Below are 15,813 nucleotides of genomic sequence, written 5' to 3'. Positions count from 1 at the left end.
CCTTAAGATGCGAAAAATTGTCATTCAATGCGAAAAATTGTCACGTTGTGACACAGAAAAGTTTATTAAGTTGCTGGTTGCTTGGGGAAATTTTGAGATTATGGAAGATGCATTTGTAATCGCTAGATTTTATATATTTGACAATATAATTTGGATTAACGCAATCCGTAAATCTTAATGTTTATAAACAACCTTAAAATTTGTACTTATAAAAATGATACAACGAGAATTTGCAGACAAAGCCAAAACAATTTTAGAACCAGACGACAATGTTATTGGTTTGGCAGTTGCCGGTTCGTGGCTGACAAATGAAATAGATGAGTTTTCAGACCTTGACCTAATTCTTGTAACCAAGCAAAAAATTTCCAACGACAAGAATCTAATGCTTGATTATGCAAAGAGATTGGGAGACTTTTTATCGGGATTTACTGGAGAACACGTTGGAGAACCAAGACTTTTGATTTGTCTTTATGACAATCCTCTTTTACATGTTGACATAAAATTTGTAACTCTTGACGAATTTCATTCACGTGTTGAAACGCCTACATTATTAATTGACAAAGGCAGACAGCTTGAAAAGGCAATTAGCAATTCACAAGCAAAGTTTCCATACCCCGATTATCAATGGATTGAAGATCGATTTTGGACATGGATACATTATGCTTTACTAAAAATAGGACGTGGAGAATATCTTGAAGCATACGACTTTTTGGGATTTCTACGAATGATTGTTTTTGGCCCTTTGCTTCACATCAAAAATGACAATTTACCTCGTGGCGTTAGGAAAGTAGAAACAGATTTAAAAAGTGAAGACTTAGCCAAACTAAAACTTACAATTCCAACTTACGACAGACAATCATTATTAGACAGTTTAAGAAACGCAGTGTCGTTATACAGGCAACTACGGACACAATTGTTTGACAACAACGTGATTTTACAAATCGAAACAGACAAAAAAGTGATGGACTATTTTAACGAAATTGAGACCAGAAAATAAAAGAAAGATTGATAAGGAAGGTTGAATAATTAGCAAAAAAAGCAATTCAAAGAACTTAAAAATTAACATATAAATCATAACGACAATGGATGTAAAATTTGAAGCAGGAATCAACATCGCCATTAAAATTCCAAAAAACAAATATGACAAAACAGTTACCTTTTACAAGGATGTTTTGAAACTCGAAGTTGAAGAAAAACCAATTGACAACCCTACCGTTTCCAGAACCCATGAAGTGAAGTTTGGCAATAATGTGATCTGGCTGGATTGTGTTGATAACTACACTCATTCTGAAACCTGGTTACAGCTTACAGTTCCCAATATAGAAGCTGCGACAGAATATTTACGCGCCAATTCTGTGGAAACTTGTGACGAGCTGGAAGAGCTTCCGGAAAATATGCATTGGATACAAGATCCGGCAGGAACAGTATTTAATGTGCAGGAAAGATAATCACAGACAAATTATTACAAGTGAAAATACCTCGGATCCGGATATTGAAATTCAAAATCTAAATCTGAAATTAATTTTGAAGGTGATATTATTCTGCCTTTTATGGTACGTTCTCCCGAATACGGCAGATCTTTCTGCGCATTGATGATTTCTTCTTTATTCGGATGAACAGGCGCCACCACATTGTACACTTTGGATTCGGATTGATTGTTCAGCATTTTTTCAACAGCCAGGCAAATATCTGCATAATGAATGTGGTTGACCAATTGATCCAAATTTGAAATATTATAATTTTTTAAAAGCCGCTGATCGCCCATTAATCCCGCCAATCTCAGAATATTAGCCTGTGGAAATCTGTTTAGCATGAAACTTTCGCTTTCCACATTTTTCGCAGGCTGATCATCTTCCGTGTATTCCTTTTCATCCTGAGGATAAACTCCTGTTGAGCTCATCAGGAATAACTGACCTTTGTAATCCCCAAGAAACTTTAAAAGGTTCTCTTGTCTTTCTTTCATGGAAATTTGCGTCCCCCGAATTCCTGAAAACGGAACTGTAACAATCACGGCATCCAATTGTGACAAAACATCCCATGCCCTTATTTCTTCGGATATATAATCGGGAAAATCAACCAATGTCGGGTAATAACCCTTTGATTTTAATTCTTCTATTTTAGATTCGGATGTGGTGGTTGCAAAAATTTCGTATCGGTCTGATAATTTTTCTGCTATATGATTTCCGAGCCAGCCACAACCGATGATTCCTAGTTTTTTCATTGTTTGAATTATATCTATGATAAAAATGTCTTTACAAATACCAAAAATATCACTTTTAATATATATTAAAGACCACAGTAAATAAAAAACTCAGCCGTTGCTGAGTTTCTTTTATTTAAGGATGCTGTTATTTTGCTGCTTTTACCAGTTCGTGAAGATCATTATAATACAGTTCCCAACCCGGAATCGCCTTCATGGTGGTGACAAAATCAAGGAAAGTCCTAGTCTCCGTTTCCAGACCTTTGCGTAGGGACGAAGCAGTGGTAAGCATTCTGAGACCGGCATTGGCCTGTGCCTGCTCTGCAAATAATGTCTCAAAAGCCTCATGCGTATCCTGCATTTCGTTGTAGGCAGGCTGCAGAAACAAAGCAGACAGTTTGTTTTGGTTTTCAGTTGCAGAAAGTTCTTCCAGCAGCTTTACCATCTGTGCGGTTTGCTCGGCATACGAAAGACGGGGCAAGTCGAGACCGTATTTTAAAAATACCTGATACAGCGCCTCGGCCTTCTCATAATTTGGAACCGTAGAAATCCTGCGGTAGCCATCCAGAAATGCTTTCAGATTGTTGTACGCTAAATCTCTTACTTCATCCGCCGTAGCCACCTCTTTGCCTTTTCCGCTGTAGGTTTGCTTGGTATAGACCTCACCGTAAAACTCATATTCATCCTCCAGCTTTGCAAAAAGCGGATTCCCTGCGATGACAGGATATTTTCCGGAATTGGAAGTTGCGATAATTCTCTGTACAAGAGCTGCGAGATTTTTAGTCGAAATACGTGCTAATGAAATTTTCATAATCAAATTGTGTTTTAATTGTTAAGTATGTATTAAATTACATAAATCAAATATAGATATTATTGCATTTAGTCCCAAACATTTTGTTTGAAATAAAATGCAGCTGCAGGAATTCTCCCGCAATCTGTTTGCGATGTCTTGCAGCTGCAGGAATTGTCTTGCAGATTGTTGGTGATGTTTTGCGGTTGCAGGAGATTACAAACAGCTTGTTTTAAATGAAATGCAGATGTAGATGGTTTGTTTTAAGTTTGTTTGTGTGGTTCTGCGGATGCGTGGGTAATAAATTTTAATTTTTTTATCGTTTTAAGGAAACACGTATTTTATAATGGTTTTGTTTAATTATATTTAAATTTAAACTTCTGCCAATATTAATTTTAATTGAACACTATATGGATAAAAATCACATAACAAAAGAAACCATCAAAACTCAATTTGACATTTCAGAAGAGAAACTTAATTTTTGCTGGAAAGTTCTAGAAGATTTAAAATATTATAATTTTCAAGAAAATGATTTTGTTGACAGATTTATAATATTTCAAGAAAAACTTGCTGAAACTATTTTCAATCTCCAATTAGTACGAAAAGAAATTATTAAAGATGAAAAATATTTTATTAAAAATAAAATGAGGTACAAATCTCATTGGTTCAATTCTAAAATGAAAACTCTTTCCAATTATAAAAAAGGAATTGATTATTTAGTAAATATTTCAAAATCTATTGGAGATGCTTTTGCATATTTCTTTTATCAAAGAGAGGAGGATTTACTGTCAAAACATTTAAATCATGAAAGAATTACTAACTACAGTGCTGATATAGGAAAGATTGGAGAACTCAAATTTGTTAAAAGCATTAAGCATATTGATGGTCATTTTACACTTTTTCACGACATAACGAATATATTAAGATATGGTGATTATAGTTTTATAGATCTAAAGACATTGAAAGTAGAAAAAATTGGAGAATTAAAAACTAAAAGAACTGATATAAATAAAATAAATTTAACTCTTACTTATTTTAATAGAAATGATTTTATAGATAGAAGAGAAATTGGCGATTCGAAAGACGTTCAAACAAGAGAGGAAAGACAAATTTTAGGGATAAAAAAATTTTTAACTCCAGAAAGTCCAGAGAATGATTATAATAAAAAACTTTTGAATGACTTTTATTGTAAAGAGGTAGAAGAATTATTAATCGATTCAAAAATTAATACAACTAATATTAAAAAAGTAAGTAATGGTTTAGCCTTTATTTCACTAAAGTCAAAAAAAACAAGCTTATTTAATAATATATTCCATAAAGATTTAAGCAAGAATGTTCTCAATGACAGTAATAAACAAATATTTACTAATCTTATAGAAAAGTTAGTAAAGACTGATTCAGAAAATAATGGAATTATAATTGGACAATTATTATATAATGCTGATTTTACAGATAAAAATACACCCGGAACTATACCTCTATTTTGGCATCCAATTGATATAAACCAATTAAAAAGAATCTATTTTTATAATACAATTGTTATTTCTATATTCAATCCAATACATTTAATAGAGGATTTAAATAACTTAGGCTATTATGTAGAAAGTAAATATTCATCCCCTAAAAAAGATATTTCTAAATATACTAGAGGGATTGAAAGATTTGATTTATTTATTTCATACATTATTAATTTTCTAATGACTGAAAATTTCATCATAGATATTATTTCACAAATTGAAAATGATTCTTCAATAAAAGGAAATATGCGACTTCTTATAAAACCAAATCAAAAAATCCTACCTAATCTATTTAACCCTGATCTCCCTCGCTAACGCAAGCTTCCAAGCTTGTGCTCTAATAAATAAGGTACGAGCAAGGTGCTCGCACGAGCGTAAAAGACAATATTTCTCATTATAATAACAATATAAAAACCCGATCTCGCGGATTTGCAATCCGTGAGCATTTATAGCTAAGGCACGGATTTAAAATCCGCGCTATCATAAAAAGATAAAACCTGCCTCACAGCAGGTTTTTATATATTCTGTCATTGCGAGCAAAGCGAAGCAATCTGTTCAAAATAGTCCTGACAATTCAAAAGATTGCTTCGTCTTTCATCCTCGCAATGACGTTTTTAAAACAAACTCTCATCCACAAAATTCGGAAGCGTCACTTTTAAATTCGGTTCAGCTTTCATTGCTCTTTTAATCGCGAAAACAGCACCTTTATTTCTTGCCCAGCTTCGTTCGCTGTTATGAGCTTTGACTATTGATGTAATCATTTATAAATGCTAAAACAATTATATAATTATTAAAGCCTTCATCAATTTCAATAGTATATTTTGTTTTGAGAAGCCCGCTTGTATTGATAGAAAGAACAATCGTATCATTTCTATATAAATCTACTTTGTCATTGAACCATCTACGCCTTTTATAAATAAATATTTCTGTTTCATTTCCAAAGTAAATAAACCTGTCTCTTGCGATATCTGATTCTAAAATTAAATTTTCTTTATCATCAAATATTTTATAATCTCTTGAAAAAAGATTGTTGTATTTGATACCGAAAGTCTGATTACCTATTTTGATCTTTTCCTTAAAACCTGCAATTGAGTTAAGTAGAATTTCTCCAACCAATTTTCCATTCTCGTCAAATAATTGTATTGGAGAAAACCAAGGATGTTTTAGAGTAAACGTTTTCATTATTGTTAAAACAAACTCTCATCCACAAAATTCGGCAACGTCACCTTCAAATTCGGTTCAGCTTCCATCGCACGTTTAATCGCGAAAACAGCACCTTCATTTCTTGCCCAGCTTCGTCTTGAAATTCCGTTGTTGACGTCCCAGAAAAGCATAGATTTTAATCTTCTGTCGGCATCATCGCTTCCATCGAGCAACATCCCGAAACCACCGTTGATCACTTCGCCCCAACCAACGCCACCACCGTTGTGAATAGAAACCCAAGTCGCCCCACGGAAACTGTCACCAATCACATTGTGAATCGCCATATCTGCCGTAAATCTCGAACCGTCATAAATATTGGAAGTCTCTCTGTACGGCGAATCCGTCCCTGAAACATCGTGATGATCTCTTCCCAAAACCACAGGCTCAATCTCTCCGTTTTTAATGGCTTTGTTAAAGGCTTCTGCGATTTTCATTCTTCCTTCCGCATCGGCGTATAAAATTCTCGCCTGCGAACCAACGACTAATTTGTTTTCCTGAGCGCCTTTGATCCAGGTGATGTTGTCTTTCATCTGCTGCTGAATTTCCTCAGGTGAAGTTTTAATCATTTCTTCTAAAACCTGACAGGCAATTTCGTCTGTTTTCTGTAAATCTTCAGGCTTACCACTTGCGCAAACCCAACGGAACGGCCCGAAACCATAATCAAAACACATCGGTCCCATAATATCCTGAACATAGCTCGGGAATTTGAATTCTCTTCCCAACGTAGGATTTTCAGACATTACATCGGCTCCGGCTCTTGAAGCTTCCAATAAAAAGGCATTTCCGTAATCGAAGAAATACGTTCCTTTTTCTGTATGTTTGTTGATGGCTGCAGCGTGTCTTATTAATGTTTCCTGAACTTTCTCTTTGAATAATTCAGGGTTTTCTGCCATCATTGTATTCGATTCCTCAAAACTTTGCCCGACCGGATAATAACCGCCCGCCCAAGGATTGTGAAGCGAAGTCTGGTCTGAACCGATATCAATTCTCAGGTTTTCCTGATCAAATTTCTCCCAAACCTCAACGATATTTCCAAGATAAGCCAATGAAACGGTTTCTTTATTTTCCTGAGCTTTTCTTACTCTTTCTACCAATTCATCAAGATTTTCATGGATTTCATTGATCCATTTCTGTTCGTGACGGATCTTTGTGATCTTTGGATTTACTTCCGCACAAACCGTCACACAGCCTGCAATATTTCCGGCTTTTGGCTGAGCTCCGCTCATTCCGCCTAAACCTGAAGTCACGAACAGTCCGCCTTTTGGTTCTTTATTTATTTTTCTGAAAGCATTCAAAACCGTAATCGTTGTTCCGTGCACAATCCCTTGCGGACCGATGTACATATAACTTCCCGCCGTCATTTGTCCGTATTGCGAAACCCCCAAAGCATTAAATTTCTCCCAATCATCCGGTTTTGAATAGTTTGGAATGACCATTCCGTTAGTTACAACAACTCTTGGAGCATCTTTATGAGACGGAAACAATCCCATCGGATGGCCCGAATACATCGTTAATGTTTGTTCGTCTGTCATTTCAGACAAATATTTCATGGTCAGAAGATATTGCGCCCAGTTGGAAAAAACAGCTCCGTTTCCGCCATAAGTAATCAATTCGTGCGGATGCTGAGCGACTGCATAATCCAGATTATTCTGGATCATCAGCATGATTGATTTTGCCTGTTCGGATTTTCCCGGATATTCGGAAATCGGACGAGCTTTCATCTCATAATCCGGACGAAAACGATACATATAAATTCTTCCGTATTTTTCTAATTCTTCCTTAAATTCAGGCAATAATTCTGCATGGAACTTTGGTTCGAAATAACGCAAAGCATTCTTTAAAGCTAATTTTTTCTCTTCTTCGGTTAAAATTTCTTTACGCTTTGGCGCATGATTGATATTGGTTTCGTATGGTTTCGGCTGAGGCAACTGGCTTGGAATACCTTGTTTTATCTGTTCTTGAAAAGTCATATTTCAGTTTAATGTTCGGAGTTTAAATTCAAAGTTTTAAAGATATTCAAATTAGAAAATATCAAGCAAACAAAACACGGAAAATTATACTGACAGAATTTGACTGTGTTTTAATGAAATCTTGAAATAAAAAAAACCTTACTGCTTAAAGTAAGGTTTGTATAATAATCTATCAAATTCTAAGTTAAAACATCGTCGTTGGTTTCTTCATGATCATTTTCGTTATCACTGATGCTCCAATAATCGTTTTCTTCGTCTTCCAGCCTCGCTTCATCTACTTCGTCATCATCATTTACACCCGGTATATCGAGTCCTTTGTCGATGTTATCATCTTCAATATTTTCATCTTTCATGGGAAGTCCGTCACCATCCAATGGAATATGTTCTTCCTGATTAAAAATATCTTCATTCGGAGAATAATCCATTTGTTCTAATCTTCTTTCCTGTTCGTTGTTATTGTTTTCTGGTGTCATAATATTGTATTTAGTGTTGATTACAATATGACAAAAATGGTTCCAATATTTATAATTAATACATTTTTATACCTGTTGTGCATTTTGAATCTTTGGCTTTCGAAAATAAGTGAAACGGCTTGCTTACCTTGATTTTAGAATTTTTTTTACAGTTTTTTGTATATTTTTGCGTTTTTTAATCGCTAAAAAAGACAAAGTTTTTACAATAAACTTTGTAAGAATAAACAATGGCATTTCATTTAACAAAGAAATACAAAGACTTTAATTATCAATCTCTTGACGGCGTTTGCAAAATGCACAATGGGTATTTTATTGTCATTCGTAAATTTCGGGATTTGCACAATTCGGCATCTTTTCACCTTTTGAGAAAGCAATAAGATTTTCTGCGGCCAATTTTGCCATTCCGTTTCGTGCTTCAATGGTTGCCGAACCAATGTGTGGTAAAACGCAAACATTTGAAAGTTTCAAAATAGGGTCATCTTTAGAAATAGGCTCGGGATTGGTCACATCAAGTCCGGCGCCCCAGATTTTATTGTTTACAAGCACTTCATACAAATCTTTTTGATTGTGGAAACTTCCTCTCGCCGTGTTAACAAAGATTGCATTGGTTTTCATTTTATTAAAAACCGACGTGTTGAACAGTTCTTTCTGCTCAGGTTTAAAATTGGCATGAACGCTCAAAACATCAGATTTTGAAACCAGCTCATCAAACGAAACATATTTTGCATTCAGCTCTTTTTCGGCTTCTTCATTATGATTTCGATTGTGATAAATAATATTCATACCAAAAGCATTTCTGCACTTTTCAGCCATTTCAAAACCTATTCTTCCCAATCCGAAAATGCCCAGCGTTTTTCCGTATAATTCCTGTCCCAATTCGTATAAAGGATCGATATCTTTCCAGTTTCCTTCTTTTACTTCCTGAAAATTGAAGCTCGCTCTTCTTGCAACGGCCTGCATAAGCAAAAAAGCGATGTCTGAAGTTGCTTTACTTAAAACATCCGGCGTATTTCCGACCGGAATATGTTTTTGAGTGGCCGCTTTTATATCGACATGATCAAAACCGACAGAAAACAATGCAATGGCTTTTACGTTCGTATATTGCTCAAAAAACTGTTTGTCAAATTTATTATTTCCAACATTTAAAATAAGGTCTGCTTCTTCACAATATTTTAGCCGTTCTGCATTCGATAAGTTGTTGTTTTCGGGAATTATAACCTGTAATCCGGCTTCTTTAAGTAGTTTAATTCCTATTTCGGGAATTATTTTATTGATAAATACTTTCATTTATTTCGCAATTATTTTGATTTAAAATAAAAAACCTCCGCAAAAGTGAGGTTTTCTAAGCTATAAAAAACTAATTTCTATTCGTCAGAACGATCTTTATTTTTATCCCAAGCCTCGGAAGCCATTCCCTGAATTTCTTCCCAAACCTCTTTGGCTGTCTTTTGGGCATGTGTCATAAAACCCTGCTTTGTGGCTTGCTGATTTTTGCTTTTCATATCATTAATATAATCTTTCGCCTGCTGTGAAAAGCTTTCTATGCTGTAGCCCGGATTGTTGTGAAGATTTTTTTCGATATTGCTGAAATCGTTTGATGGTTTAAATCTGTTGGTGTCCATAATAATAAGATTTAAGTGTTTGGTTTCAAATTGAGTTCAATTTTCATTCCGAAGCGGACTTAAAATTTATTAAATAATTTATTGATTAGTGTTTCCCAACATCGGAACAAACTTATAAGCACCAAATTCTTCTTTCTCAATTTCTGTCAGGGAAATTTTTGTAAATCTGAACAAAACCTGCTCGTCTGTCGGCCCCAACGGAATTACCATTTTTCCGCCAACTTTCAATTGTTTTAATAATTCTGTCGGCAAAACAGAAGCTCCGCAAGTCACAATGATCTTATCAAACGGGGCGAAAGTCGGAAGCCCGGCAAAACCATCTCCAAAACTCTGAAATTTAGGATAAAGATGAAGCTCCCGAAATTTTTTCTTTGAATAATCAAACAGGTCTTTTTGCCTTTCAACGGTGTATACCAAACCTTTCATCGCTAATAAAACTGCGGTTTGATATCCGCAACCAGTTCCTATTTCCAACACTTTTTCTCCAGGCTTCAACTGCAAAAGTTCTGATTGCTCGGCGACCGTCGAAGGATGTGAAATTGTCTGATGCGCCAAGATCGGAAATGCACGGTCTTCATAAGCGAAGTCTTCGAAAATACTTTCGATAAAATGATGTCTTGGAACCTGATTCATTGCTGCAAGTACATTCTCGTCCGAAATTCCTATTTTATTTCTGAGATATTCGATTAAAATTTTTCTTTTTCCTTTATGTACGAACGAATCCTGCATCATTATCGGTTATTTGGTAATAGTTTGTTGAACTTTCACAAAAATAACAAAAGAATAAGTAATTATCAAGATAAAAACCGTCTTTCATGATTGCGTCGTTTTGTCATCTATTTAATCTGGATCAACATAAGGAATTGTTGGAAAACGCAAAGACGCAAGTTTTGCTAATAAATAATGTTTTAAGGCGCAAAAAAATCAAAGATTTTCAATAATCAATGTTGCCAATTTTATTGAAGATAAAATATTTTCGCCTTAAAAGATCCAAATATCTTGCGCCTTTACGTTTTCCACTAAGGGATTATAAAATAGATTTACAAATAGTGATCAAGCTCATTACAATCACCAAAGTTCCGATCACAATAAACATATTTTTCACAGGAAGTTTTGAGGTCAACATTGCAGAAAAAGGCGCGGTAATTATTCCGCCGATCAAAAGACCTAAAATGATGTTCCAATGCTGGATTCCCAATGTAAAAAAGAAGGTAACTGCGGCCGTAACTGTCAAAATAAACTTCGCAACCGTCGAGCTTCCAACCGCAAATCGCGGCGTAAAAGAATTTTTAATTAAAGTTCCTGTTACGAGCGGCCCCCATCCTCCACCTGCAAACGAATCGATAAAGCCACCGAATAATCCTAATCTTTTTAAGTTTGTTTTCTTTTTCAACGACTTATTTTGTTTAGGTTTAAAAGCATTCGACAAAATCTGAAAACCAAGATATAAAGTGTAAAAAGCAATGACCGTTTTTGTGATTTTAGAATAATATTCGCCTAAATAAGTCAGACATAAAGCGCCAAGAACAGCTCCGATAATAGCAGGAATCGCCAGCTTTTTCACCAGACTTTTGCTTACATTCTTCAATCTAATATGACTTATGCTTCCCGCCGCCGTTGTAAAACTTTCAGCCGAATGAATGCTTGCGCTCACAATATGCGGCGGAATATTCAGAAATAAAAGCGTTGTCGTACAAATCACGCCATACCCCATTCCCATTGATCCGGCAACAATTTCAGCCAAAAATCCGACCAAAAGCATCCAGTAAAAAATATGATTATCTTTTGCTAAAACGGTTAAAAGCTCGTCACGATAACCAACTTCGTACATCGAAAAGACCGCAACAAAAAGTATTGCGATGGTTACTAAAAACACATTCAATCTTATCTGAACTTTTCTTGTGATTATCATATTATTAAGCTTTCCTGAAGAATCTGAATGTTCTTAAATGATTCAGAATTATTAAATTCAAGTATTTACAAAATCATTACCGCTCCCACGGTTGAATTACTGGTTTCGTCAATCAAAATTGCATTTCCTGTATTTTTGCTTTTCTCGAAGCTGTCAAAAACTAAAGGTGAAGCGGTTTTCAAACGAACTTTCACCACTTCATTCAGTTTTATACTTTCAGAAACCGGTGTTTTTTCAAGCGTATTGACATCAATTTTATATTCAATTTCTTTTACAATCGCTTTTAAAATTTTGCTTTTATGCTGAATAAAATATTTATTTCCTTCATTTAATTCTTTTTTATCGAGCCAGCAAATAACGGCTTCAATTTCATTTTCAACTCTAGGAAGATTATTTGTTTTCACTAAAAAATCGCTCCGACTGATGTCAATATCATCTTCAACATGTAAAACAGCAGGCTGATTCGTGAAAACAGATTCCACTTCTTTACCACCTGTTTCGATTTTGGAAATTCTGGTTTGGATATTTTGAGGAAGAACGGTAATTTCATCGCCTTTTTTATACGTTCCTGAAATCACTTCACCCGCATAACCTCTGTAATCGTGAAACTCATCGGTTTGCGGACGAATGACATATTGCACCTGAAATCTCGGGTTTTCAGCTTCATTATTCTGATTAATTTCAATATTTTCGAGGAAATCAAGTAAAGCCGGACCCTGATACCAAGACGTTTTTTCAGACGTTGAAACAATATTATCTCCATGAAAAGCTGAAATAGGGAAATAATTGATGTTTTCCAATCCTAATTTTTGAGCAACCAATTCGTATTGAGCTTTAATATCATTAAAAATCTCTTCGGAATAATCAACCAAATCCATTTTATTGATCGCCACAACAACATTTTTTATTTTCAGCAAAGAAGCAATAATTGAATGTCTTCTCGTTTGCTCAATCACGCCTTGTCTCGCATCGATCAGAATCACAATAAGTTGCGAATTGGAAGCACCCGTAATCATATTTCTTGTATACTGAATATGTCCCGGCGCATCCGCAATAATAAATTTCCTTTTCGGAGTCGAAAAATACCTATAAGCAACATCAATGGTGATTCCCTGCTCCCTTTCCGCCCGCAAACCGTCAGTAAGAATCGCTAAATCGATACCGTTTTCGTTTTTATTTTTTGATTGTTTTTCCAGCGCTTCAAGCTGGTCGATCAATATATTTTTGCTGTCGTAAAGAAGCCTTCCGATCAACGTACTTTTTCCGTCGTCAACACTTCCCGCAGTGATAAATCTTAGTATATCCACATTTATTTTATTAATGATGAGTAATTGGTAATGAATAATGTAATTAATATTGAGGTTGAGATTAAGGCTAAGGTTGAAAACTTAATTTAAAAACCTCCAACTTCCTTCATCCAGCTTCCAGCTCAAAAATATCCACCTTTCTTCCGGTCTTCCATTGCGGCTTCCGTTACTTTATCGTCAATTCTTGTTTCGCCACGTTCGGAAATTCTGGAAGCGGTAATTTCATTGACAACTTCATCCAAAGTTTCGGCCGAGCTTTCAACAGCTGCGGTACAAGTCATGTCGCCAACGGTTCTGTAACGGACTCTTTTATTGATAATTGTATCGTTTTCATCAATCTGAATAAAATCCGAAACGGCAATTAACTGTCCGTCATATTCGATCACATCACGATCATGCGCAAAATAAATTGATGGCAATTGGATATTTTCTTTTTTAATATAACTCCAGACATCAAGCTCCGTCCAGTTTGAAATCGGGAAAACCCGTACATTTTCGCCTTTATTGATTCTTCCGTTGTAAATATTCCACAATTCGGGACGTTGTAGTTTCGGATCCCATTGCCCAAACTCGTCACGAACAGAGAAAAAACGTTCTTTTGCTCTTGCTTTTTCTTCATCTCTTCTTGCCCCGCCAATACAGGCGTCAAACTGAAATTCTTCAATCGTGTCCAATAAAGTATGCGTCTGCAACCAGTTTCTTGAGGCAAATTTTCCTTTTGGTTCGGTTAGATTTTTAGCTTTTATAGTATCCTCAACTTTTCTTACAATCAATTCTGCACCAATATTTTCTGCTAAATAATCTCTGAATTGCAAAGCTTCAGGAAAATTATGTCCCGTATCAATATGTACCAACGGAAAAGGAATCTTCATCGGAGCAAAAGCTTTTTTTGCCAAATGAACCAATGTAATGGAGTCTTTACCACCACTGAAAAGCAAAGCAGGTTTTTCAAATTGAGCCGCAATTTCGCGCATAATGTAAATACTTTCGGCTTCCAGCTGCTCCAGATAGTCTAGTTTATGTGTAGTCATTTTAGTAATAAATTTGAATTAATGGGTATGCAGACCGCATTCTTTGTGTGAAGTTTCCCACCACCAACGTCCGGCGCGAGGATTTTCTCCTTCTGCGATTGCTCTTGTGCAAGGCTGGCAGCCAACGCTGACGAATCCTTTTTTGTGTAAAGACAATTCCTGAACTTTATTTTGTTCCAAATAGCTTAAAACATTTTGATAAGACCAGTGGATCAGCGGATTGTATTTGTATAGTTTTCGGTCTTCGTCCCATTCGATGACCGGCATGTTTTCGCGATTTTCGGATTGTTCTGAACGCAAACCTGTAATCCAGACTTTTGCACCTTCCAGCGCTCGGTTTAAAGGTTTAACTTTCCGGATAAAACAACATTCTTTCCTGTTTTCAATAGAATGATAGAAAGCATTGATCCCTTTTTCATTCACATATTTTTCCACATCCGAAACTTCAGGAAAATAAACTTCCGTTTTGATCTTATATTTTGAGTTGTTGTTGGAAAGAAGTTCGTAATGCTCATAAAAAAGTCTTCCGGTATCTAATGTGAAAACTTTGATCGGCAATTGATTTTTAAAAATCATATCGATAATCACCTGATCTTCCTGGCCAAGCGATGTTGAAAAAACAACTCCGGTTGAGAATTTTTCCGAGATAAATTTCAATCCATCCTCTGCTGAAAGCTGTTTTACGATATCTGCATCTTCTGTTGAAATCATAGTTTATTCATTTGAAGTGATGCAAATATCTAATAAAATAATTATCCTACCAAATAAGTAGACTAATTATTCAAAAAAAAGGATCAGATCAATCGATCAAATCCAGCAAAGTTTTTTCTTCCAATATTTTAAGTGAGGCATCCCGAACTTCAATCAAAACATCATGTAAACTACAGTGATCTTCGTTGCAGTCTTCACATTTTTCGTAGAAATTTAAGCTTACACATGGAAGGAGCGCAATGGGACCGTTTACTAAACGAATAATCTTCGCAAGCTTCACGTTTTCAGGATTTTCTTTAAAGAAATATCCGCCACCTTTTCCTTTTTTACTATCAAGAATGTCGGCTTTTTTTAATTCAAGCAAGATATTTTCTAAAAACTTCAAAGGGATTTTCTTATGTCCCGCAATTTCGGAAATAAGAATAGGACCGTTATTCCTTTTTTCTACAAGGTAAGACAGCGCCTTAAAAGCGTATTGAGATTTTTTTGACAGCATTACAGCAAAAATAGGAAAAAAAGCGGGAAGTTGGAAGATGGAAGCCAGAAGTCGTGAACGGAAAAACAAACATCCTTCTTCCCGCTTCCAACTTCAAGCCATTTTTTCTACATTTGTCTTATGTTTAGCAAACAGGAAGCACAGCAATTAAAAAAGGAATTTTGGACGGCTTTTGGAAAGTCCTTCCCAAGAAAATGGATTTTGTATGACACGAAAGTCAAGGATTTTTCATTTAAATTTCATGCAGATAACAAAAAAGCGGAAGTTTCTCTGGATATAGAAATGAAAGATGAAATATTCCGGAATGCATATTATGAAAAAATATGGTCGCTGGAAGATATTCTGAAAGACTTTATCGGAGAATTTAACAAAGAAGAATACTTTACATTAGATAACGGGAAAGTGATCGCTAAAATCTGGGTCGAAAAACACGGTGTTTCGATTTTCAATAAAAATACTTGGCAGGAAATTTTCGAATTCTTTGTTGAAAAAATGGATGGTTTTGAAAGGTTTTATTACGAATATGAGGATTTTATAAAAGATGTTTGAAATTGAAACGGTTTTGCTAATTTCAATATTTT

18 protein-coding genes are annotated in these 15,813 nt (G+C 35.2%); 4 read left to right on the top strand and 14 right to left on the bottom strand.

Translation table 11 applies throughout. The features are described 5' to 3' along the window. Nucleotides 1-214: 214 nt before the first annotated feature. Nucleotides 215-997 carry a hypothetical protein gene (locus AC6CHK_RS05155; protein WP_498094199.1) on the top strand — a complete coding sequence of 261 codons (783 nt, stop codon included), beginning with the start codon at nt 215-217 and terminating at the stop codon, nt 995-997. 85 nt (nt 998-1,082) lie between these two features. After that, on the top strand, nt 1,083-1,448 hold the full coding sequence (locus tag AC6CHK_RS05150; RefSeq protein ID WP_498094197.1) for a VOC family protein: 366 nt from the start codon (nt 1,083-1,085) through the stop codon (nt 1,446-1,448). 14 nt (nt 1,449-1,462) lie between these two features. Here AC6CHK_RS05150 and AC6CHK_RS05145 read toward each other — a convergent pair whose 3' ends face one another. Together AC6CHK_RS05145 and AC6CHK_RS05140 are read right to left on the bottom strand one after the other, a co-directional pair. After that, nucleotides 1,463-2,221 carry a Rossmann-fold NAD(P)-binding domain-containing protein gene (locus AC6CHK_RS05145; protein WP_498094196.1) on the bottom strand — a complete coding sequence of 253 codons (759 nt, stop codon included), beginning with the start codon at nt 2,219-2,221 and terminating at the stop codon, nt 1,463-1,465. A 127-nt stretch (nt 2,222-2,348) separates the two neighbouring features. Next, nucleotides 2,349-3,011, bottom strand: coding sequence for a DUF6261 family protein (locus AC6CHK_RS05140; RefSeq protein WP_498094195.1), 663 nt, complete (start codon nt 3,009-3,011; stop codon nt 2,349-2,351). A gap of 389 nt (nt 3,012-3,400) precedes the next feature. Between AC6CHK_RS05140 and AC6CHK_RS05135 the strand changes: the two genes are divergently transcribed. Then, nucleotides 3,401-4,822, top strand: a complete 1,422-nt coding sequence (locus AC6CHK_RS05135; RefSeq protein ID WP_498094194.1) for a hypothetical protein — start codon at nt 3,401-3,403, stop codon at nt 4,820-4,822. A 299-nt stretch (nt 4,823-5,121) separates the two neighbouring features. Here the strand turns inward: AC6CHK_RS05135 and AC6CHK_RS05130 are convergent, their stop codons facing one another. The 12 genes from AC6CHK_RS05130 to AC6CHK_RS05075 form a co-directional block, all read right to left on the bottom strand. Continuing rightward, a complete protein-coding gene (locus AC6CHK_RS05130; protein ID WP_498095126.1) occupies nt 5,122-5,268 on the bottom strand; it encodes a hypothetical protein in 147 nt (48 codons plus the stop codon). Next, entirely contained in the window at nt 5,240-5,689 is a 450-nt protein-coding gene (locus AC6CHK_RS05125) for a hypothetical protein (RefSeq protein ID WP_498094192.1), read from the bottom strand. Before AC6CHK_RS05125 ends, AC6CHK_RS05130 begins: the two co-directional genes overlap by 29 nt. Before the next feature lie 5 nt (nt 5,690-5,694). Then, a complete protein-coding gene (hutU, locus tag AC6CHK_RS05120; RefSeq protein WP_498094191.1) occupies nt 5,695-7,680 on the bottom strand; it encodes a urocanate hydratase in 1,986 nt (661 codons plus the stop codon). A gap of 179 nt (nt 7,681-7,859) precedes the next feature. Next, nucleotides 7,860-8,153 (bottom strand): hypothetical protein, encoded by a 294-nt coding sequence (locus AC6CHK_RS05115; RefSeq protein WP_498094190.1) that lies wholly within the window; start codon nt 8,151-8,153, stop codon nt 7,860-7,862. A gap of 315 nt (nt 8,154-8,468) precedes the next feature. Beyond that, complete coding sequence (locus AC6CHK_RS05110) at nt 8,469-9,440, bottom strand: 2-hydroxyacid dehydrogenase (RefSeq protein ID WP_498094189.1); 972 nt, start codon at nt 9,438-9,440, stop codon at nt 8,469-8,471. A 77-nt stretch (nt 9,441-9,517) separates the two neighbouring features. Then, a complete protein-coding gene (locus tag AC6CHK_RS05105; RefSeq protein ID WP_498094187.1) occupies nt 9,518-9,775 on the bottom strand; it encodes a prevent-host-death protein in 258 nt (85 codons plus the stop codon). A 78-nt stretch (nt 9,776-9,853) separates the two neighbouring features. Next, nucleotides 9,854-10,504 carry a protein-L-isoaspartate(D-aspartate) O-methyltransferase gene (locus tag AC6CHK_RS05100; RefSeq protein WP_498095114.1) on the bottom strand — a complete coding sequence of 217 codons (651 nt, stop codon included), beginning with the start codon at nt 10,502-10,504 and terminating at the stop codon, nt 9,854-9,856. Between the two features lie 298 nt (nt 10,505-10,802). Further along, nucleotides 10,803-11,687, bottom strand: coding sequence for a sulfite exporter TauE/SafE family protein (locus AC6CHK_RS05095; protein ID WP_498094186.1), 885 nt, complete (start codon nt 11,685-11,687; stop codon nt 10,803-10,805). Between the two features lie 65 nt (nt 11,688-11,752). Continuing rightward, a complete protein-coding gene (locus AC6CHK_RS05090; RefSeq protein WP_498094184.1) occupies nt 11,753-12,994 on the bottom strand; it encodes a sulfate adenylyltransferase subunit 1 in 1,242 nt (413 codons plus the stop codon). A gap of 122 nt (nt 12,995-13,116) precedes the next feature. Then, nucleotides 13,117-14,025, bottom strand: coding sequence for a sulfate adenylyltransferase subunit CysD (gene cysD, locus AC6CHK_RS05085; RefSeq protein ID WP_498094183.1), 909 nt, complete (start codon nt 14,023-14,025; stop codon nt 13,117-13,119). Between the two features lie 18 nt (nt 14,026-14,043). Continuing rightward, the gene (locus AC6CHK_RS05080) at nt 14,044-14,736 is read right to left on the bottom strand and encodes a phosphoadenylyl-sulfate reductase (protein ID WP_498094181.1); all 693 of its coding nucleotides are present in this window, start codon (nt 14,734-14,736) and stop codon (nt 14,044-14,046) included. 88 nt (nt 14,737-14,824) lie between these two features. Next, nucleotides 14,825-15,232, bottom strand: coding sequence for an RrF2 family transcriptional regulator (locus AC6CHK_RS05075; RefSeq protein WP_498094179.1), 408 nt, complete (start codon nt 15,230-15,232; stop codon nt 14,825-14,827). Between the two features lie 120 nt (nt 15,233-15,352). Between AC6CHK_RS05075 and AC6CHK_RS05070 the strand changes: the two genes are divergently transcribed. Further along, the gene (locus AC6CHK_RS05070) at nt 15,353-15,781 is read left to right on the top strand and encodes a DUF4268 domain-containing protein (RefSeq protein ID WP_498094177.1); all 429 of its coding nucleotides are present in this window, start codon (nt 15,353-15,355) and stop codon (nt 15,779-15,781) included. The last annotated feature ends 32 nt before the right edge of the window (nt 15,782-15,813 follow it).

This window comes from Chryseobacterium sp. GQ58, from assembly GCF_059758895.1.
The sequence above is the reverse complement of the archived record's forward strand: the minus strand, read 5'-3'. Positions and strand labels throughout refer to the sequence as shown.